13 protein-coding genes are annotated in these 22,528 nt (G+C 37.5%); 7 read left to right on the forward strand and 6 right to left on the reverse strand.

Going from position 1 to position 22,528, the window contains the following annotated elements:
• Positions 1–33 precede the first annotated feature (33 nt).
• Genes nirD through CD001_RS16585 form a run of 3 tightly spaced genes read right to left on the reverse strand, consistent with a single transcriptional unit; the run spans position 34 to position 4,381 of the window.
• Positions 34–357, reverse strand: coding sequence for a nitrite reductase small subunit NirD (nirD, locus tag CD001_RS16575; protein ID WP_096188751.1), 324 nt, complete (start codon positions 355–357; stop codon positions 34–36).
• 21 nt (positions 358–378) lie between these two features.
• A complete protein-coding gene (gene nirB, locus CD001_RS16580; protein ID WP_096188752.1) occupies positions 379–2,808 on the reverse strand; it encodes a nitrite reductase large subunit NirB in 2,430 nt (809 codons plus the stop codon).
• Between the two features lie 55 nt (positions 2,809–2,863).
• Positions 2,864–4,381 carry a NarK family nitrate/nitrite MFS transporter gene (locus CD001_RS16585; RefSeq protein WP_096188753.1) on the reverse strand — a complete coding sequence of 506 codons (1,518 nt, stop codon included), beginning with the start codon at positions 4,379–4,381 and terminating at the stop codon, positions 2,864–2,866.
• Between the two features lie 703 nt (positions 4,382–5,084).
• On the opposite strand from CD001_RS16585, the gene CD001_RS16590 reads away from it, so the two are divergent.
• The gene (locus CD001_RS16590) at positions 5,085–5,756 is read left to right on the forward strand and encodes a TVP38/TMEM64 family protein (RefSeq protein ID WP_096188754.1); all 672 of its coding nucleotides are present in this window, start codon (positions 5,085–5,087) and stop codon (positions 5,754–5,756) included.
• Between the two features lie 260 nt (positions 5,757–6,016).
• Here CD001_RS16590 and CD001_RS16595 read toward each other — a convergent pair whose 3' ends face one another.
• Positions 6,017–6,334: a hypothetical protein gene (locus tag CD001_RS16595; protein WP_096188755.1), complete on the reverse strand. Its 318-nt coding sequence runs from the start codon at positions 6,332–6,334 to the stop codon at positions 6,017–6,019.
• A gap of 2 nt (positions 6,335–6,336) precedes the next feature.
• Positions 6,337–7,287, reverse strand: a complete 951-nt coding sequence (rarD, locus tag CD001_RS16600) for an EamA family transporter RarD (RefSeq protein WP_096188756.1) — start codon at positions 7,285–7,287, stop codon at positions 6,337–6,339.
• A 673-nt stretch (positions 7,288–7,960) separates the two neighbouring features.
• On the opposite strand from rarD, the gene addB reads away from it, so the two are divergent.
• From addB to CD001_RS16625, 5 genes are read left to right on the forward strand one after another with little or no spacing between them, the layout of a single operon-like run.
• Complete coding sequence (addB, locus tag CD001_RS16605) at positions 7,961–11,476, forward strand: helicase-exonuclease AddAB subunit AddB (RefSeq protein WP_306454076.1); 3,516 nt, start codon at positions 7,961–7,963, stop codon at positions 11,474–11,476.
• Positions 11,460–15,188, forward strand: a complete 3,729-nt coding sequence (gene addA, locus CD001_RS16610; protein WP_096188758.1) for a helicase-exonuclease AddAB subunit AddA — start codon at positions 11,460–11,462, stop codon at positions 15,186–15,188. The genes addB and addA overlap by 17 nt, the downstream gene beginning before the upstream one ends.
• Before the next feature lie 2 nt (positions 15,189–15,190).
• Complete coding sequence (locus CD001_RS16615) at positions 15,191–16,363, forward strand: exonuclease SbcCD subunit D (protein ID WP_096190651.1); 1,173 nt, start codon at positions 15,191–15,193, stop codon at positions 16,361–16,363.
• Positions 16,360–19,749: an AAA family ATPase gene (locus tag CD001_RS16620; RefSeq protein WP_096188759.1), complete on the forward strand. Its 3,390-nt coding sequence runs from the start codon at positions 16,360–16,362 to the stop codon at positions 19,747–19,749. The genes CD001_RS16615 and CD001_RS16620 overlap by 4 nt, the downstream gene beginning before the upstream one ends.
• Positions 19,749–20,270: a DinB family protein gene (locus CD001_RS16625; RefSeq protein ID WP_096188760.1), complete on the forward strand. Its 522-nt coding sequence runs from the start codon at positions 19,749–19,751 to the stop codon at positions 20,268–20,270. Before CD001_RS16620 ends, CD001_RS16625 begins: the two co-directional genes overlap by 1 nt.
• Before the next feature lie 74 nt (positions 20,271–20,344).
• Here CD001_RS16625 and CD001_RS16630 read toward each other — a convergent pair whose 3' ends face one another.
• Entirely contained in the window at positions 20,345–21,943 is a 1,599-nt protein-coding gene (locus CD001_RS16630; RefSeq protein ID WP_096188761.1) for an ABC-F family ATP-binding cassette domain-containing protein, read from the reverse strand.
• A gap of 229 nt (positions 21,944–22,172) precedes the next feature.
• Between CD001_RS16630 and CD001_RS26045 the strand changes: the two genes are divergently transcribed.
• Positions 22,173–22,457: a hypothetical protein gene (locus tag CD001_RS26045; RefSeq protein WP_142303603.1), complete on the forward strand. Its 285-nt coding sequence runs from the start codon at positions 22,173–22,175 to the stop codon at positions 22,455–22,457.
• Positions 22,458–22,528 lie beyond the last annotated feature (71 nt).

Here is a 22,528-nt window from a genome sequence, read left to right on the forward strand (position 1 = left end):
AACTCAGCCTTTCTTAGGGAAGTAGTTGCATGACTAAATTCGTATAAAAACAGTGTCGTCAATCACTTTTATTTCAAAGGTTTGTACACATCCGTCATCAGGCTTCTGTACAAGGCCATTATCAAGATCGATTTTCCAATCGTGAAGAGGGCAAAAGACAAACTCTCCGCTAACTAGCCCTTGAGAAAGTGGACCTTCTTTATGTGGACATTTATTTTCAACTGCTTTTACTTTCCCGTTTGTTAAACGGAACAGGGCAATTTCTCGTCCTCTAACATTCACTTCTTTTCCGACTTGAATGGGAAGGTCATGTATTTTGGCAACCTCAATCAATGTTCGCTCCATTGTTTTACTCATTTATATCTTGCTCCTTCCTTTTTAAGGTACTTCGGTAACATCGATATTTGAAAAAAGATTCTCCTTTGTACTCGTATTTTCAATCATTTCTTTCCAAGGATCTTTAGGTAATGCATTTAACGCAATTTCCATACGATCCACAAGAACACTTTTCATTTCTGAATCTTCGATTACGACTGATTTTATGTGATCAAGTCCAACTCGCTCAATCCAGTGGGACGTACGCTCTAAATAACGTGCATCTTCACGATAGAACTGTAAATATGCAGCGACAGTTTCAAGCACTTCATCCATCGTTTCTACTTTACATAGAAGATCTCCTTTACGGAGTTCGGTGCCACCGTTTCCACCTACATACACTTCCCAAGAACCTTCCACACCAACAATCCCAACATCTTTTATCCCTGATTCAGCACAGTTTCTCGGACATGCAGATACACCCATTTTTACTTTATGTGGAGTATTTAAACGTTCAAATTTTTTCTCAAGAGCGATTCCCATCCCAATAGCATCTTGAGTACCGAAGCGGCAGAAATTTTCACCGACGCATGTTTTAACGGTTCGGATTGCTTTACCATACGCATACCCTGAAGGCATATCTAAATCCTTCCAAACATTAGGAAGATCGTCTTTTTTAATGCCTAATAAGTCAATCCGCTGCCCACCTGTCAGTTTCACTAGTGGTACTTCATATTTATCAGCTACATCGGCAATTTTTCGTAAGTCTTTTGCGTTTGTCACACCACCATACATCCTCGGAACAACAGAATACGTCCCGTCGTTTTGAATGTTTGCATGCATTCTTTCGTTTACGAATCGAGATTCCCGTTCATCTTCGTAGTCGGTAGGATGAATCATTCCAAGGTAGTAGTTAATTGCTGGGCGGCATTTGGAGCAGCCTTCATCAGACTTCCAACCTAATACATTCATGACTTCTTTTGTCATCGTTAAGCCTTTTGCTTTGATTTCCTCAACGACTTCATCATGAGATAAGTCGGTACAAGCACAAATCGTTTCCTTTTCGTTCACATGCTGGAAGTCATTCCCAAGAGTATGCTCGAGTAAATCCCCAACTAACCCTTTACAAGTCCCACATGATCGGGAAGCATTCGTACAGTTCTTTACTTCTTCAATGGAGGTTAACCCTTCATTCTGAATCGCTGTAACAATATCTCCTTTAGAAACACCGTTACAGCCACAAATGATTTCACTATTCGCCATTTCTGCGACAAGGCTTCCAGACTTTTCTGTTTGAGAATCAAGGATACGAACTTCACTTAAATTGGAAATATTTTCTTTGTTGTTGATCATATTAAGTAATCTGGATCCTTCGGTTGTATCACCGAAAAGAACAGCACCAACGACTTTGTCACCTCGCACAACGATTTTTTTGTAAACTCCTTTGAATTCGTCTTGAACACGAATCGCTTTATTGGTTGGATGATCCATAAAGTCACCTGCAGAAAATACATCGACACCGCTAACTTTTAACTTCGTAGAGAGCACTGACCCCTGATAGCCATTTTCAAGGTTTTGATTACAAATCTTTTTAGCTAACACTTTACCTTGCTCATAAAGAGGGGCAACGAGACCGTATACCATTTCCCGGTGTTCCGCACACTCTCCAAGAGCATAAATATTAGGCGCACTTGTTTCCATATAGTCATTTACAATAATTCCACGGTTTGTTTCGATACCGCTCGCTTTGGCTACATCAACATTTGGCTTAATCCCAACTGCCATGACGACAAGGTCGGCATTAACGACCTTTCCATTTTTAAAAACAACTTTTTCTACTCGAGTTTCTCCAAGGATCGCTTCTGTTTGATGATTCATGAGGAAGTTCATTCCTTGCTTTTCTAATTCCTGTTTTAACAATGTCGATGCTGTAGGGTCCAACTGTCTTTCCATTAAATAATCAATTATATGAACTACATCTACTTCCATTCCGAGGTTCAATAAACCTCTGGCTGCTTCTAACCCGAGTAAACCACCGCCAATAACAACGGCACGTTTATATTTGTTAGAAGCATGAATCATTTCTTCACAGTCTTCAATATTTCGAAAGGCTATTACACCTTCTTTATCAGCTCCTGGTAAGGGGAGCATGAATGGGTGAGAGCCTGTTGCTAAAATAAGGTCATCGTATTGTACTGTACGACCTTTATCTGTATGGACGATTTGCTTTTTCTTATCGATATTTTCTACTGTTTCACTAGTAAACAGAGAGATGTTATTTTTTTCATACCATTCATAGGAATTTAGTACAATATCATTCACTGTCGTGTCTCCCTGTAAAACAGAAGAGAGCATGATCCGGTTATAGTTTGGATGAGGTTCTGATCCAAATACGGTAATTTCAAAGCGGTCGGGATTAAGTTTTAAAATTTCTTCGAGGCATCGTATACCAGCCATACCATTACCAACGAATACTAATTTTCTTTTTGACATAAGGCGTAACCCTCCAATGAAAAATTATTTCTTACGTAAATAATCAATTTGAATGTTATTTGTTAACGGCAACTTTTTTTACAGCTAAATCTAATTCAGAAGAGTCCAATGAATTTTCTTTATCAACGGAAGATTCATAGTAATCAACAGCAAAGGAATTTTCAGGTTCTTCTAACCAAAAGAAACAAATAATGAAGCTGACAAATGCACCACCGGCTAAAATAAAGAAAAACTGCTGTGAAGTAACGAGCGTATATAAAGTTAAATAAATGGTAGAACCGACATTTCCATAAGCACCTGCCATTCCAGCAACTTGTCCGGTTATTCGCTTTTTAATCATCGGAATAATCGCAAACGTAGCACCTTCAGCCCCTTGGACAAAGACCGAAGTAACGACTGTAAGAATGACAGCTAACATCAATGGCCATCCAGAATCGATAAAGCCCATTGCTAACAATCCTAATGTAATACCAACCATGTAAATAAGCATGACGTTTTTTCTGTTCCCCATTCGATCTGATAACATACCACCAAGAGGTCTTGCTACTAAATTAATAAAGGCAAAAGAAGCTGCAATCATACCTGCTGAGGTGGCACTTAATGAGAAGGTAAGCTGAAAAAACATCGGGAGCATCGATACAATGGCTAATTCAGCCCCAAAGTTAGCAAAATAAGTGCTATTTAGTGCAGCCACGTTTTTAAATTTATATTGATCATCCTCGGGTACACCTTTTCGTAAGATAGGAACGTTCACTTGTAATATTTTATAGATTTGATAAATCATCACGATTATGACGATTGTATAAATCATGTAAAGTGTAGTTGAGGAAATGAACCCCATTCCTTCTAGCCGCCATGCTAATATCGCTAGAGCCCCGCCTAATGGAAGTGTCCATAAAATAAGTTGAACTAAATCTTTCCAACTACTAACCTCCATAGCTCCAGATTTTTTAGGAACAACGAATTCTTTTGATTCGGGTGTATCTCTTACTGCCAAATAATAGATTATGCCGTAAACGAAACAGCATAACCCCGTTAGAGCAACAGCATATCTCCAGCCATCATCTCCACCGAACATCGATAATGCAAACCAAGGTAATAGCATAGCTCCAGCGGCAGAACCGAAATTTCCCCATCCTCCGTATATGCCTTCCGCAAAACCAACATCCTTAGGAGGGAACCATTCTGAAACCATCCGTATTCCGATAACAAAGCTTGCACCGATACTACTTAGTAACAGTCTGGATATCATTAATTGTGTCCATGAGTCACCAAATGCGAATATGAAAGTTGGAATGGACATTAATATCAATAGGCCGGAGTAGACAACTCTTGGACCGTATCGGTCAATTAACATACCGATTACAATTCTTGCAGGGATGGTTAAGGCAACATTTATAATTCCTAATGCTGCGATGTGTTCATTTGTCAACCAATCACTCGATTCAAGCATTGTTGTCGCTAACGGAGCCATATTAAACCAAGTGAAGAAGGAGACAAAAAATGCAATCCACGTTAAATGCAAAACTTTCATTCGTTCATTTTTAAATTTAAAAATGTCCATTACTTTCATTTTCCAAAATCCTCCTTACTGAGTATTTTGTTTGTTTTTTATTTTCAGAAAATAACAAAGGGGAATAAGTTGGTGTAAATTATGGCATATTCTTTAAATTTAAAAAGGGGTTTTGATAGATAACCTCACATCACCGCAGTAAAGGAGAAAAGGGATAAAAATGAGGGAAACCTAACACGAAAGCAATGTAAGCGCTATTAAAAATACAAAAAAAATTATATTTTTTTTGAACTTTAGTTGAATGAATATCATAAATATAGGCCTTTATGGGCCAAGGGTTTAAAGACATGAAAAAAGGAGTACCTCCCCAAATGTCGAATTTAGTAAAAATCCACGAGATTCCTGTGGGAAAGCAACAGCTTTCTCTTGTACGACGAGTATCCGCAGGAGCAGAAGATCCCTCAGGGAGATTTTCCTGAGGAAGCTGAAGCGTTGCCTACGGAAAGCGAGTTGTAATTTTAAAATCAACGCTAAACACACCAAATTTCAAAAAGGGCACAGAGCAAATTCTGTACTTTTAGCATTAAAAATGTTGAATTATGAAACTGGCTCACTTACGAAAATAAAGAGTTTTTACAACTTGGCCAACAAATGTTTGAGTTATCCCTGTTTTTTAATAGCATTTGCGGCTTAACCCTTTAAATGTTAGGTTATATAATTAATACAATATTTAATTGCATATCAAAAGGAGTCTCGTTCATCTATGCCAACGAAGCTATTAATTAAAATTGTCGTTTTTCTACTGATCATTCTCTTTCTTTTTTGGTTGAATCATTCGTTTTTGAATTTGCATCCCGACCAAATTCAAAAAACGGTACTATCATTTGGCTTTTGGGCTCCACTCGTGTTTATTGTTATGTTTGCAGTTCGACCGTTTGTCCTCTTTCCTGCATCCATTTTAGCAATCGCTGGAGGATTGTCATTCGGTCCGCTTATTGGTCCTGTCGTAACGTACATCGGCTCATTGTCAGGAGCTTCCTTGTCCTTTCTTTTCGTACGAAAATTAGGCCACTCATTTATTCAAAAAGAGTGGCAAGGGAAAGGGACACACCTTCAAGAACGGATCGAAGACAATGGTTTTTTCTACGTGCTAGCATTACGGATTATACCTGTCATTAATTTTGATTTTGTCAGCTACTTATCTGGGCTATCAAGAATTTCTTTTCGAAAATATATTGGTGCGACAATGGTAGGGATCATTCCAGGAACTTTAGCATTTAATTTTTTAGGAGCGACATTTGTTGAATTAAATGTAATAATGGTTTTTGTCACTAGCATGTTGTTTTTAATTGCTTTTTCAGTACCTGTCATCATTCGTAAAAGACTTGAAAAGAAAAACATTCGCGTTGATTTACTTCCAGATGAAGAACTTTGATTTTGTGGGGAGTTATTAGTGGGACAGAAGCAATCGATTTACGGCTGGTCCCAACTTATTTCTTGTTGGAATACGAAGTGTTTACCAAAAAAGCAAAAAGAGGGGCGAATGCCCCAAAAACTCCCGCAAAATTGCGATAGAAAAACGTAAATTTATTCGCATTTGGCTCAATCTTTGTGGCAACAATGTTCTATTAAATAAGAAATGTCTTTCACCGGTGAGGACCACTCTTATTAAATGGATTTTGTCCCAGCCTATGTTTATTTTTTCAGTTTAAATAGTTGAAATCCAATAATCATGAACGAAATAATAACAAAATAAAGAACCGTCACCCACATCCATTCAAATCCTTCGATAAAAGGAATGAGACTAACAGCAACGATGTTAACTAGACTCATTGGTGCGAACATAGACCATGTAAGCGAAGCAAGAAACGTAAAGAATACACCTAAATTTACCATAAGTATAAGTGTTGCAGCGATGAAATATGGATATTCGTATATACTGTTGTCTATAGTGAAGAACAAGATGCTAATCGCAAGTAGAAATAAAAAGAAAATGACGAGATAATCCTTCACGACTAATTCGCCTTTCTCTCAGTAAGCAGAATTTCAGGTTCGGTTACCTTTGATTTTTTTAATTCTCTGTAACGACTGTAAGTAAACATGATAAGCGCGATCCATATGAGTGAAAACGAAACGATATGAGTCACAGTAAATGGCTCTTTAAATAAGACAACACCAATGATAAGCATGATTGTCGGTGCAATATATTGTAAGAAACCAATTAGAGATAGCGGAATTCGCCGTGCACCGGCACTAAACAAAAGTAACGGTACAGCGGTTACGGCACCAGCACCTAACAATAAAACAATGGATAATGGTTCATGGACATACAATACAGATGAGCTTGCACCGTGCTGCAAAAATAAAAACAATACAGCAATAGGCAATACGAGAAGTGATTCGAAAGCAACACCTGTCATCGTACCGATCGCAGCGACCTTTTTCATTAATCCGTATAATCCAAAACTAACCGCTAAGCCGAGTGACACAAACGGAAAAACCCCAGCTGATATTGTCAGTAACATGACAGCAGTTAATGCAAGGATAACAGAAACTGTTTGCAATCTTGTTAATTTTTCTTTTAAAAAGATTACTCCTAATAAAACACTGATGAGCGGATTAATATAGTAACCTAGACTCGCTTGAACTACTTGATCGTTTGCAACTGCCCATATGTAAACATACCAGTTTGTCGCGATAAATAAAGAAGCTAAAATGATCGCAGTGAGTAACCTTTTATTTTTGAACATCAATTTCACTTCAGTCATACAGGACCGATGTTTTCGTGATAGCACAATCATGATGCTCATGAAAACGAACGACCAAATAATCCGATGGGCAAGTACTTCTTCTGATGGAATATGATCAATAAGCTTCCAATATAAAGGAAGCAGCCCCCACAAAAAATAAGCAGAGCTCCCTGATATAATTCCCCATTTTATGTCTGATTCTGTTTTATGATTCATAGGGAGCACTCCTAACTGTTTAAGTCGTAACATCCTTATAGATCGATTCATAATCAAAGTTCTGTTAAAACGTTTTAAAGACTCAGCTGATATATTGTTTTTCTTATGAATCAACGATTTAAAATGAATTTTTAAAATACTTCCAATTTGTTCATTTTACTATTATTAACATATCACAATGTTTTGGAAAATTGTTTAAAAAATACTTGCGTTATTATTAGCCTGGATCCGTGATGAAATAAATTGTACTTTGTAAGAACCTTAATAATCTTTCGATTTAACATAATTGGATAATGAATCGAATCCGTTACTAGTGGACGCTTTCACCCCAAAGCACAAGTGGGACATCTACTCATGCAGCACTTCGTTTGCATTCGTAGTGTTTTCTTTGCCGCGGGCAGATGGATGGCATATCAACATCTATTATCACGGATTCAGGATTAGCATAGTTAACGACCGTCATTTGTATTTGGTACATTTTGGTGCGTGAAAGTTGATCACAATAAGATGAAACGCATAAAGCCTAAAATTATGCTGAGAAAACAATGGAACACTCAGCTTCAGCTATTTAATGAATGAAGAACAATAAAACAATTACCTTTATAAAACTGAGAATTTACTTTAAAATAGAAGTACGAACATATGATTGCAATTATCATATTGAAGAGGTGACATGATGTCAATAACATTTTATATAGGCCGATCAGGTTCTGGTAAGACAAAGTCGTTCCAGCAAGAAATTATACATACATTACAATCTGCACCAACGGGGGATCCGATCATTTATTTAGTCCCCGATCAAATGACCTTTCAATCTGAAATGAATTTTATTCAATCTATCCCTGGAATGACACGAGCACAAGTTTTTAGTTTTTCTAGGCTTGCACTAAGAATTCTACAAGAAACAGGCGGAATTTCCCGGCATCACATTCAAAAAACTGGATTAAATATGCTTATTCGAAAAATCGTCGAGCAGCAAAAAAATCATTTTTCAGTATTTAAACGAGCAACAGAAACAAATGGGTTTATTGATGAATTAGAGCAAATGATGACTGAATTAAAGCGGTATGATGTGAGTAGTGAAACGCTTGAACAATATGAAGCGCAGTTACAAGACAAGCAAGAAAAAAGTCCTCAAGAAGCTGTGCTATTAAATAAACTGCACGATGTAAAGCTCGTTTTTAATGAGCTAGAAAAAGAACTAGCTAATCAGTATCTCTGTTCGGAAGACTATTTAGCATTACTTGCTAAACAAATACCGAAGTCCGCTTATTTACACAATGCTAATATTTACATTGACGGATTTCATAGTTTCACACCATTAGAGCTTAATGTCATTCAAGAACTATTTAAGCAATCAGAACATGTGAAGGTTGCTGTAACTCTTGATCGACATTATGAAACAGATGAATTGATTCATGAATTAGACCTTTTTCATGAAACTGGGAATACGTATCAGCAGCTGTTATTCGTGGCAAAAGAGGCAGGCTTACACATCAATGATCCTGTCATTTTTTCAGAGACAAAAAGATTTCGTTCAAAAGCGTTAAAGCATTTAGAGAAATTCGGAGAAGTTCGTCCACCGGTAGCTTGCGATGAAAATGACGGGATTGAAATGATTGCAGCTGTCCATAAGAGAGCAGAAGTCGAAGGAGTAGCCAGAGAGATATTAAACTTAGTTAGAAATAAAGGCTACAAATTTAGTGATATAACTCTTTTACTACGTAATATTGGTAGTTATGCAGACCTCATTGAAACAGTAAGCAGAGACTATGCGATACCGATTTTTATGGATCAAAAACGCTCGATGTTGAACCATCCAGTCATTGAACTAATTCGCTCAGCTTTGGACATCATTGATGGAAACTGGCGTTATGAAGCGGTGTTTCGTAGCTTTAAAACAGACTTATTATTTCCGCTAAATGAAAACACCTTTGAGATGAGAGAGAAGGTTGACAAGCTGGAAAACTATGTTTTATCGTACGGCATTCAAGGCGCTAAATGGTATCAAAATGAATTTTGGTCATACCAGCGTGTTCGGACAACAGCAGAAGGTGACAGAAAACAGAATCAATATGAACAGCAATTTGAAAGAGAAATTAATGATTTAAAAAATGTGCTAACAGCTCCCATTGTACAGCTACAAAATCGAATAAAAAAAGCAAAAACGACGCGTGACAAGTGTTACGTCATCTACCATTTTTTAGAAGAGTGCAAAGTTCCACAAAAACTAGAATGGCTGCGAGATCAAGCAATAACGAATCATGACCTTGATCGTGCAAGAGAGCATGACCAAGTATGGAATGCTGTCATTGAGCTTTTAGACGAAATGGTTGAATTAACAGGTGATGAAGAGACATCATTCTCATTGTTCCGGAAGATGATCGAAACAGGGGTAGAAAGTATGCAATTTTCGATCATACCACCAGCATTAGACCAAGTGATTGTTGCTGATATGGAGCATTCGAGGTTAAGTGACATAAAAGTCGCTTTTATACTTGGAGTAAACGAAGGGGTTCTACCAGCTAAATCGACAGAAGGTGGAATTGTATCAGAAGAAGAAAGAGAGTTATTAAGTAATCAAGGCTTAACATTAGCTCCTGGCAGCACAAAGCAATTATTAAATGAATCATTTCTCATCTACATGTCACAGTCAACTCCATCAGACCGACTTTATTTCACTTATCCGTTAGCAGACGAAGAAGGGCGCAGTATGCAGCCTTCCATTTTATTAAATAGAATGAGAGATACGTTCCCATTAATTGAGGAAAAGTTATGGTTTAATGAACCAGTTGAAGTGTCTTATAGTGACCAACCAAGCTTTGTTCAAAATCCAGCTGTTACACTGTCGTATTTAACTTACCAGCTCCAAGCTTGGAAAAAGGGGTATGAAATTGCCGATTTCTGGTGGGATGTATACAATTGGTTTGTTCAACATCCAACGTGGAGAAAAAAAGCAAAGTACGTTTTAAAAAGCTTATTTTACGAAAATAAACCAGCTCCTCTTTCAAAAGAAACGAGCCAACGGATTTACGGTGATGAAATAAAAACTAGCGTATCAAGAATTGAAAAGTTTCAATCATGTCCATTCTCACAATTTGCAAGCTACGGTTTGTCCTTAAAAGAACGTGAAACATATAAATTGGAAGCACCGGATGTGGGGACTTTATTTCATGCAGCACTCAAAGAAATGGCCGACCACTTAAAAAATGAAGGTAGAGATTTTGCACAATTAACGAAAGATGAGTGCAAGGTTCTTTCAAAACAAATCATTGATCAACTTGCTCCAAAAATTCAGCGAGAAATTTTACTCAGTTCGAACCGTTATTCATATATTAAGCAAAAGTTAGAGGAAGTCGTTGCAAGAGCTTCGTCTATTTTAGCCGAGCAATCAAAGTCGTCCGGTTTTTCACCGATTGGACTAGAGGTCGGTTTTGGTCCAAAAGAAGATCTACCACCGTTATCTTTTACATTAGACAATGGAGTGAAAATGGAATTGGTCGGCCGTATTGATAGAGTGGACAAGTCTGAAACCGATCACGGATTAATGCTTCGAATTATTGATTATAAGTCAAGTCAAAAAGACATTAATCTATTAGACGTATATTACGGTCTTGCTATTCAAATGTTAATATATTTAGATGTCGTATTATCTCATTCGAATCAATGGCTCGGAAAACAAGCTTCTCCTGCTGGAGTACTCTATTTCCATGTCCACAATCCGCTTATTAAATCCAATAAGCCACTAACGATAGAACAGATTGAGGATGAAATTTTCAAGCAATTTAAAATGAAAGGACTGCTACAGGCAAACCCTGAAATTATAAAACAAATGGATACGACATTAGAAAAAGGGCATTCAAATATCGTTCCTGCTGGATTAAAACAAGATGGGAGTTTATACTCAAATTCTTCTGTCATCTCTGATGCAGATTATGAAGTCGTACGAAAGTATTTGCGTAAACAAATCGAGCATGTCGGTAAATCGCTAACCGAAGGGAATATCGATATTACACCAGTAAAAAATAAACAGCAAACCGCTTGTACGTTCTGTCCTTACGGCTCATTCTGCCAATTTGATCCAACGCTTGAAACGAACGATTATCATACGTTAAACAAGATAAAAGATGAAGATATTTTACAAAAAATGAACGAAGAAGGGGGAGATTTGGATGAAGGTAAATCCTAAACCTCATGACGTCACTTGGACTGATGACCAATGGAAAGCGATTGATGCTAGAGGAAACAATATATTAGTTGCTGCAGCTGCAGGAAGTGGAAAAACAGCTGTGTTAGTTGAACGGATTATTCGATCGATCGTTGATCATCAAGTTGACGTAGATCGTTTATTAATTGTTACGTTCACCAATGCGGCGGCAGCAGAGATGAGAACACGTATTGGTGAGGCGATCGAAAAAGAGTTAATGAAGGATCCAGCTTCCCTGCATCTTCGCAGACAATTAACGTTATTAAACCGAGCGAATATTTCTACACTTCACTCATTTTGTATGAAAGTGATAAAAAAGTATTATTTTGAAGTAGAAGTAGACCCAAACTTCCGCCTTTTAGATGAAACGGAAGGCGAGCTAATTCGTGAAGAAGTGATCGATGACCTTTTTGAAGAGGAGTACGGGAAAGAAAACAACCAAGAATTCTACGATGTCGTTGACAGATATACAAATGATCGAAGTGATGATGCGCTAAGAGGACTAATTCGCAAATTATATGACTTTTCTCGCTCGCACCCATATCCAGACAAATGGTTAGACGATCTCATACATGCATATGAAATGGACAAAGTTGAAATGATGGAAGACTTAATTTGGACGAAAGAGCTTTTCAATGATATCCATCAACAGTTAGCTGGAGTAGAATCATGGCTTAAGAAAGGAATGGAACTAACGAAACAGCCAGCTGGTCCATATAAGTACGCAGAAAACTTCGAGGATGATTTAAAGCTGATCTATTCATTAAGAAAGTGTACAACTTGGACTTCTCTGTATAAAGCATTTGAGCGAATGAAATTCGGGAAGCTAAAGTCAATTACAAAAAAAGATGCAGTCGATGAACAATTAAAAGAGCGTGCAAAAAAATATCGTGAAACAGTTAAAAAAGTTGTGGAAGGAATTCAAAAAGACTACTTTTCAAAAGACCCTGAAACCTTTATGAAAGAACTAAAAGAAATGGCACCGACAGTCGCTAAAACTGTTAGCTTAGTGAAGAAATTTGCCGCACGTTACATGGAGGCGAAAAAAGAAAAAGCCGTCCTAGATTTTAATGACCTTGAGCACTTATGTTTGAAGGTTCTTCAGCAGAGTGAACATGATGAGTTAACACCATCAAAAGCAGCATTGGAATATAAAGACCATTTCGCCGAAGTGTTAACTGACGAATACCAAGATACGAATCTCGTACAGGAAACGATTTTATATTTATTAGCTAAAGAGAACAACCGATTTATGGTAGGTGATGTCAAACAAAGTATTTACCGCTTTCGCTTAGCTGAACCATATTTGTTCCTTCATAAATATAAAACATATGTCAAAGACGGAGACGGTGAAGGCTGGAGAATTGATTTGTCAAAAAATTTTCGAAGTAGAAGTGAAATATTAGACGCAACAAACTTTATCTTTCGTCAAATTATGGATGAAAGTGTTGGGGAAATTCCTTATGATAATGACGCAGAGTTACATTTAGGCAATCTCGATTATCCAGAACAAGGCGGACTAGAGGCTGAGTTAGCGGTCATTAATAAAGGAGATCCGCTAGAAGTAAAAGACCCGCAAGATCAAGCACAACTATTAGAAGAGGACTTGGAAACGTCTCAGCTTGAAACGAGATATATTATTAAACAAATAAAAAAGCTTATAAAAGAACAACATTTAGTTTACGACAAAGACATGAAAGCTCAGCGCCCGGTCACATATCGTGACATTGTTATTTTAATGAGATCGATGCCTTGGGCTTCAACGATGATGGATGAATGTAAACAGGAGGGAATACCTGTTTATGCGGACCTTTCGACAGGCTATTTTAGTGCGATTGAAGTACAAATAATCATGTCTTTATTAAAGGTCATTGATAATCCTTATCAAGATATTCCACTTGCCTCTGTTCTACGTTCACCGATCGTCGGCTTAAATGAACAAGAGCTTGCACATATACGAATAATGAATAAAGAGGGGACTTATTACGAGGCATTAAAATCAACTGCAGAAGAATCTCCAGATACAACATTAAAAGAAAAGGCTGAATCGTTCATGACGAAATTGGCAAATTGGCGAACGAATGCACGTTCTGGATCACTTGCCGAACTAATTTGGAAGATTTATCGGGCTACCGGTTATTTTGATTATGTAGGTGGAATGCCTGGGGGAAAGCAGAGACAAGCAAATTTACGTGCCTTATATGATCGTGCTCGTTCCTATGAATCAACCTCTTTCCGCGGTTTATTTCGGTTTCTACGTTTTATTGATCGAATGCAAGAGCGTGGCGATGACCTTGGTACTGCAAGAGCATTAGGGGAAAAGGAAGATGTCGTACGTATTATGACGATTCATAAAAGTAAAGGCTTGGAATTTCCAGTCGTATTTGTCGCTGGCATGAATAAGAAGTTTAATATGCAAGATATGAATGCCTCCTATTTGCTTCATAAAGAATTAGGGTTTGGTTCTAAATATATTGATCCAAAGTTACGTATTTCTTATCCAAGCATCCCACAGCTTGCAATAAAAAAGCGGATGCATATGGAAAGTTTAGCTGAAGAAATGAGAGTTCTTTATGTAGCTTTAACACGTGCTAAGGAAAAGCTTTATATGATTGGAACTGTTCAAAACGCAGAAAAGTCATTAGAAAATTGGATGGACTTGCTGGCTGAAGAAGACTGGCTTCTTCCAACGATGGAAAGACAACGAAGCAGCAAATTTTTGGACTGGGTTGGTCCTGCGGTTCTAAGACACCGTTCTTCTAGTTCATATCACGGAAGCGACACGGAGTTAAATATGAATGAAGTAACAACTGATCAATCAAAATGGTCGATGGAAATAATTGAAAAAAATACTTTACTAACATACGAGGAAGAAAAGGAAGAAGAGCAGAATGGAAAGATGAATTCTCTATCTGAATTCCAACTTGTCCCGACATCAGGGAATAACGCATGGGTTGATCAAAAACTCAGTTGGCAATATGAGTGGTTACAATCTACAATGCACCGTTCTAAACAGACAGTCAGTGAAATGAAACGTGAGTTAGAAGATAACTATAGTGAGCAAATGTTCGGTGTGACGAAAACATTTCAATCTGCTTATGCAGATAGACCACAATTTTTGCAAGAAAAGGGGTTAAGTGCGACCGAACTAGGAACTGTGATGCATACCGTCATGCAGCATATTCCTTTAAACGAACAACCTACACGAGAAACGGTCGATCGATTATTAATCAATATGTATGAAAAAGAGTTATTAACGAAAGGACAAATAGAGGCGATTGAGGAGAATCAAATCGTTGAATTTTTTCAAAGTGAGCTCGGTTTAAAACTATTAAATGCAAATTGGATTGAGAGAGAAATTCCTTTTAGTTATGGTCTTCCAGCATCAGCTGCATATCCATCTTGGAATGCTGATCAAAATAAAGCTGAAGAATCTGTTCTTCTTCAAGGCGTGATTGATTGTGTATTTGAAGATTCAGAAGGAAAGTTAATATTAATCGATTACAAAACTGACACGATTAACGGGAAATATCAAAGTTTTGAAGACGCAAGGGCAGTTTTACTGGCTCGCTACCAATTGCAGCTTTCGATATATTCTAAAGCGTTACAAGAAATATGGAATAAGACAATGGATGAATGCTTGCTTTACTTTTTCGATGGCGGCCATGTTTTAAGAGTGAAAGAAGGTGTGTAATGATGAGATTGCTTCATACAGCAGATTGGCATATCGGGCGAACCCTCGAAGGGAGGGATCGCCTTTTCGAACATGAGCAATTCTTTGATGAATTGCAAGAGATCGTTGAAAGTGAAAAAGTAGATGCAATCCTTATGGCAGGTGATGTGTTTGATTCTGTGAACCCGCCTGCAAAAGCGGAAGAGCTGTTTTATGAAAGTGTTGCAAGACTTACTGATAATGGTAAAAGGCCGATTATGATCATCGCAGGAAATCACGATCATCCAGATCGCCTTCAAGCAGCAAGGACTCTCGTAAAAAACCAAAGTGTTCATATTTTAGGCTACCCTCGTACACAATCAGTAAAAATTAGACCGAATAATAGTGATTACTTATTAAATATCGCAGCACTTCCGTACCCTTCAGAGTCTAGATTAAAAGACAGGTTTGTAGAAGAATCGGATGAACTAGCAATTAGAGAAGCGTATGACGATCGAATTCAATATATCTTTTCACAACTGACAAAATATTTCTCCGAAAATGATATTAACGTTGCAATGAGCCATCTGTTTGTTGCAGGAGGCAGCGCGACCGAATCAGAAAGGCCAATTGAAGTAGGCGGTGCTTATACAATTCGGGCAACAAACCTCCCATCCGAAGTTCAATACACGGCACTCGGTCACTTACATCGACCGCAATATATAAAGAGGTCTCCATCATTAGCGCGTTACTCTGGTTCTCCACTTGCATTTAGTTTTTCAGAAGCAGGATACGCCAAGTCAGTAACGATTGTTGATGTTGAACCAGGCGAAAAGGCAATTGACAGTGAAATTTTCTTGTCTGCTGGAAAACCATTAGTTCGTTGGAAAGCAACTGAAGGGATGAAGCAAGTATTCCAGTGGATGGACGAAAAACGTGATGCTAATGCTTGGATCGAGTTGGACGTATATATGGATCATACACCTACAATGGAAGAAATTCATAAAATGAAAAAAAATTACCCAGGTATTGTAACGATCCGTCCGATTTTTCCTGAATCTGCTATAGAGGAGAGGGAACTAGCGCAAAAGCAAGTCCCGATTGATGAAATGTTTCAACGTTTTTATAAGCGTCAAACAGGTGGAGCAGCTCCTGAAGATGATATCGTTCAATTATTTTTGGAACTCGTAAATGAGGAAGGGGGCTCTCACTCATGAAGCCAATTTCTTTATCGGTCAAAGGTTTACATAGTTTTCGAGAAAAACAAACGGTAGATTTTGACGCGTTATGTCAAGGTGGTGTATTTGGGATATTTGGCCCAACAGGAAGCGGGAAGTCTTCATTACTCGACGCGATGACATTAGCATTATATGGAAAGGTCGAACGAGCCCCCAACAACACACAAGGTATTATTAATCATGCAGAGGATGTATTAAACGTATCGTTTCAATTTCAATTGGGCGGAAAAACTGACGGAAAAACATATAAAGTTGAGAGGATGTTTAAGCGTACCGGTGATGTAAATATCCGTTCAGCGACAGCAAGGTTAATAGATTTAACAAGGGAACCCGTCGTTCTTGCAGATAAAACAGGGGAAGTGAATCAAGGGATCGAAAACTTATTAGGGTTATCAATCGATGACTTCACGAGAGCGGTCGTCTTACCACAAGGGAAATTCTCTGAATTTTTATCACTGAAAGGCGCTGACCGCAGACAAATGCTGCAAAGACTCTTTCATTTAGAAAAGTATGGTGATGAACTAAACAAGAAGTTAAAAGAACGCATGAACAAAACAGTACATGAGATCGATTTAATTGAAAAAGAGCAATTAGGTCTCGGTGATTGTTCTAAAGAAGCTGTCGAACAGGCAGAAAAGCAGCTTGAAGAAACAAAAGAGCTTATTAAAACATCCACGTTAAAAATAAAAAATACCGAGTTCCAATATGAAAAAGAAAAGAATATCCGCAAATGGATGGATGAAAAAGCAGCGCATGAAAACGAATTAAGTATTCATTTACAAAAACTAGACGAGATGGAAAACCTAAAAAAAATGATCGTATATGCAAAAGAAGCTTCCTTATTAGCTCCTTATGTAAAAGAGCTTGAAGAAAGTGATCATTCATACAATGAATGGCTAATCACCTTCGAGAAACTTTCAAAACGTCTTATGGATATGAAGAAAATTGCCTCAAAAGCAGCAGAAATTTTTGAAAGGGCAAAAAAAGAAAAAAGCGAAGAAGAATCACCATTACAAATTAAATTAAATGACTTTACTCGTATGAAAAATGAACGTCAACAAATTGAGGATGAAGAAAAACAAATTCATTCATTAACGAATGAGCTAGCACAAATAGATCAATCTCTCAATGACATTAATGAACAGAAAAGAAGAGCGAATCAGGATTTACAAACGTATGAAGAGGCAAAACAAACTCTCGAAGCTGAACTTACAAATATCGAAGTTTCTTCTAAATGGAAAAGCTATGTTTATGAAGCTTATGAACAGAAACAAAAGATCGATCATGCGTATCAGCTGATGAAGGAAAAGAAAGAATCAGTCGAATCAATTCATTCACAAATAAAACAGTTAAACGAACAAATTGAAAACGGCCAAAATGACTTGGAATCAAAAAAGCAATCGCTTCAACACCGCTTTTCTCAATTAATTTATTGGTACAATCACTTTTCTGAAAAAATTCGTGATCTCCATGACTTTAAACGATATTTACAGAGTATCAATAACGAGCAAAAACAGAAAAAATTCGATGAATTAGCAGCTGTTTTAAGAGAAGAATTGCAAGAAAATAAACCGTGTCTCGTTTGCGGTTCAATAGAGCATAACTTAAACAATATTAAGCATACCGATCAACATTTGAATAAAAATAGTTTAGATCATCCATTGGATGACATGTTCGATCAAATCAATGAAAGAGAACGGATATTAGATAAAGAGAAATGGTCATTAGAGCAGCAAGCCTCTTTACTAAGTAACCTTATAAAAACATATGATGAAAATCAATTAATTGAAGAAGAAAAAAACAATTCCAGTTCATTTTCACTAAAAGGGGAGAACTGGACGTCTGAGTGGAAATCATTTAATCATAAACTTGAAAAAGAAATGGAAACGGTCAATAAACTATATGAAGCATTGCAAAAGGAAAAAGCTATATTGGAGAAGCAGCAAGATCAGCTAACTGGACTGCAACGTGACCTTTCCACTTTAGAAAAACGCCTAAAGGAAGAGGCTACATTATACGAAAATCGTCAAAAAAATTATGGTTCAATATATCGCCAGTGGCAAGAGAAGTATTCTGATTTAAACATCGATGAATTGGTAACGACAATCAATGATGTAAAAGAAAACGAGGAGCAAGTTGAAACATTACGTAAGCGAATTGAAAAGAGTAAACCACATATAAATAATAAAAAGATAGAAATTGAGAGGTTACAAGAATCGAGTCAAGAGTATGCACTTAAACGGTCCTCTTTATTAGCACAAGTAGAAGAGAAACGTAAATGGTGTTCTGAGAAGAAAGCACAGCTACAGGAACAATTAAATGGTGAAGATATTGAAGCGAATATTCGTAAAGTAGAACAGAAGTTAAAGCAACTAACTGAAACTTTTACACAAGCGGAAAAAGAGTCAGCAGCTGCCGATCAGCAATTAAAAGAAGCAGAACATGAAGAAACGATCACAAAACAATCGATGATTGAGGCAAAACAGCGGTTGGAACGAGCGAAAGAGCAGTGGGAAAATCAAGTTCATAAAACGTCAATAGACTCTGTAAGTCAAGCAAAATCTCTTGCAAAAACGGAAAGAGAGATACAAGCAATGGAATCGGAGTTGACATCATTTGAACAGAAAAAACGAGAGCTTGAATATGAAATTAAACGGAAAACAGAATGGCTAAATGGTGAAGAGGTTTCTGAAGAGTTATTCCGTGAAACAGAAAACCTGTTAATAAAGCTAAAAAAAGAGCTTGATGAACTACACTCGAAAAAAGGCGGTTATGAAACGAGTGTCATCGAAATGAAACATCGTGCAGCAAGGTATGAGGAATTAGAGAAGAAACGAACAAAGTTAAGTGAAGACCATTCAAAATTAGTAAAATTAGACGGAGTCTTTCGTGGAAAAGCATTTGTAGAGTTCATTGCAGAAGAACAGCTTAACCAAGTAAGCCGTCTTGCATCTAAGCGACTTCATCATTTAACGAGAGGCAGGTATGCAATTGAAGTTGATTCAAATGGCGGATTTATTATTCGTGATGATGCCAATGGCGGAGTGAAAAGACCAGTGTCGACATTATCTGGAGGAGAAACCTTCCTCACTTCACTTGCACTAGCATTATCTTTGTCAACTTCGATTCAGCTGAAAGGAGAACATCCATTAGAGTTTTTCTTTTTAGATGAAGGATTTGGTACCCTTGACCAAGAATTATTAGAGACAGTCATAACATCACTTGAAAAGCTCCATTCTGAACAATTATCTGTCGGTGTCATTAGTCATGTCCCAGAGCTCCGTGAAAGATTACCAAGAAAGTTAATCGTAACACCTTCTGAACCTGGTGGAAAAGGAAGCTGCATTCATATGGAGGAGATGTAGTGGAAGAGATTTTACTTTTTCATGATGGAGAAGAAGAGCTTAAAAGGAGGAAGAATATGATGTCCGGAAGTTTAAAACTTTTTCAGTTTTGGAGAAATGTAGCTATTAAGACGATTGAAAAGTCAAGTGTAGAACAAGCAGTGATCATTCCAGACGGTTTTAATAATAATATTCATTGGAATTCTGGTCATATCGTGGCGAACATGGATGAAAAGTTGCATGTATACGTCGGACAAGATCGCGAATTGGACGAGCGCTATTATAATGCGTTTTTAAATGGAACATCACCCAATCAATGGCAAAACAAAAATGTACCTTCGCTTCATGAAGTCATTCAAAAGCTTAATAAGCAAGAACAAACGATCCAATCGAATTTTGAAAAAATTTGTAACGAACCGTTAACTGCAGATTTTCGCGGAATCGAATCTGGAGAAGAACTACTGCAATTTTTAGTCGTTCACGAAAGTTTGCATATAGGTGTCATTAAAGGGATACAGTATGCACTTAATGATAAAAAATAAAAAGTAACGAAGAAGTGGCTCTCACCAACGGTGAGGGCCACTCTATTTTACTGGGGTTTCCCATTACCTTATAGCTATTTCGCTGTTGTTTTTAACTCAACGTACTCATCATATGTGATTTCTTTATCAAATACTCCATCTTCTTGAATTTCGATAATGCGATTAGCAATCGATTGGTTAAACTGATGGTCATGAGAGCTGAAGATAATCGAGCCTTTGAAATTGATAAGGCCATTATTCAGTGCTGTAATCGATTCTAAGTCTAAGTGGTTAGTCGGCTCGTCCAATAGCAAAACATTTGCACCAGACAACATCATTTTTGAAAGCATACAACGAACTTTTTCACCACCAGATAGGACATTTGCTTTTTTCTTCGCTTCCTCTCCTGAAAACAGCATTCGGCCGAGGAAGCCACGTAAAAACGTTTCCGTTTGATCTTCTGGAGAGTATTGACGGAGCCAATCAACTAAATCTAAGTTTCCGTTTTCAAAGTACTTAGAGTTATCTTTCGGGAAGTAGGCTTGTGACGTCGTAATTCCCCATTTGAATGTCCCATTGTCTGGTTCGATTTCACCCATTAATATTTTCATTAATGTTGTTTTCGCAATTTCATTAACACCGACAAGTGCGACTTTATCGTCTTTATTTAACGTAAAGCTTACGTTATTTAACACTTTTACTCCATCTACTGTTTTAGACAGTCCTTCAACTTGAAGTAGGTCGTTACCAATTTCACGGTTAGGCTTAAAATGAACGAACGGGTAACGCCGGGAAGATGGCTTAATATCATCTAGTTCAATTTTATCAAGCATTTTTTTTCGAGAGGTTGCCTGTTTTGATTTTGATGCATTTGCACTGAACCTTGCAACAAAGTTTTGCAGCTCTTTTATTTTTTCTTCCTTCTTTTTGTTTTGTTCCTGAGCCATTTTTAGTGCAAGCTGGCTTGATTCATACCAGAAATCATAGTTTCCGACATAAATTTGAATTTTCCCAAAGTCTAAGTCTGCAATATGTGTACAAACTTTATTTAAGAAGTAACGATCATGGGAAACGACGATGACCGTATTTTCAAAGTTAATTAAAAACTCTTCAAGCCATTGAATTGCTTCGATATCCAAGTGGTTAGTCGGCTCATCAAGAAGTAAAACATCAGGATTTCCAAAAAGTGCTTGAGCTAAAAGCACTTTTACTTTTTCTCCACCTGTAAGCTCTTCCATTTTTTTATGATGAAGATCTTCATTAATTCCTAATCCTTTCAATAAGACGGCAGCATCAGATTCGGCTTCATAGCCATTCATTTCAGCAAATTCACCTTCTAACTCTGCTGCTTTCATACCATCTTCATCAGAGAAATCAGGTTTCATATAAATAGCATCTTTTTCTTTCATGACATCGTACAAACGTTGATGCCCCATAATAACGACGTCAATCACTTGTTCTTGTTCATATTCAAAGTGATTTTGTTTTAATACCGCCATTCTATGATCGGGAGGTAAAGAAACATCGCCTGTCTGTGCCTCGATTTCACCAGATAAAATGTTGAGAAATGTTGATTTACCAGCTCCGTTTGCTCCTATTAAACCGTAACAGTTCCCAGGAGTAAATTTAATGTTCACATCTTCAAACAACTTGCGATCTCCAAATCGTAAGCTGACGTTTGATACAGTTATCATTTTCACTTCATCCTCTTCATTTAAAGTCTAGGAAATTATAACATTTTCAAAGGGAAAAGACGAGTTTTGAAAAAAACTAATCAGATTATAGAACAGAATAAAAAGAAGGGCTGTCTCAAGTCTAACTTTGAGAATAACCCTTCTTTTATTTTATTATATTCTTTGTAAACCACAGGCTCTGCCTGTGTGAAAATAAACCTTCGTGAGATTTCTTTAAAGTAACGAATAGTTGGAAGGTATACTGTGCTTCTTTCTCTGTAAGGTTAATCGAAGAAGAGAATGCGTCGAAGCAGCTCGTAGAGAATTCAGCGAAGAGTCGCTCGTTGCTCCTGCGGTTACTCGTCGCAGAAAAACAGTGCTCCTGCGGTTACTCGTCGCAGAAAAACAGTGCTCCTGCGGTTACTCGTCGCAGAAAAACAGTGCTCCTGCGGTTACTCGTCGCAGAAAAACAGTGCTCCTGCGGTTACTCGTAGCAAAAGCATTTGCTTGCTTTCACCCCAGGGCACAAGTGTAAGATCTACTCATACTGGATTTCGTTGGCTTCCGCTATGTCTTCTTTGCCGCGGACAACGTTTCGACTATCAG

Source organism: Evansella halocellulosilytica, from assembly GCF_002335745.1.
GTDB classification, from domain to species: domain Bacteria; phylum Bacillota; class Bacilli; order Bacillales; family Salisediminibacteriaceae; genus Bacillus_CA; species Bacillus_CA halocellulosilytica.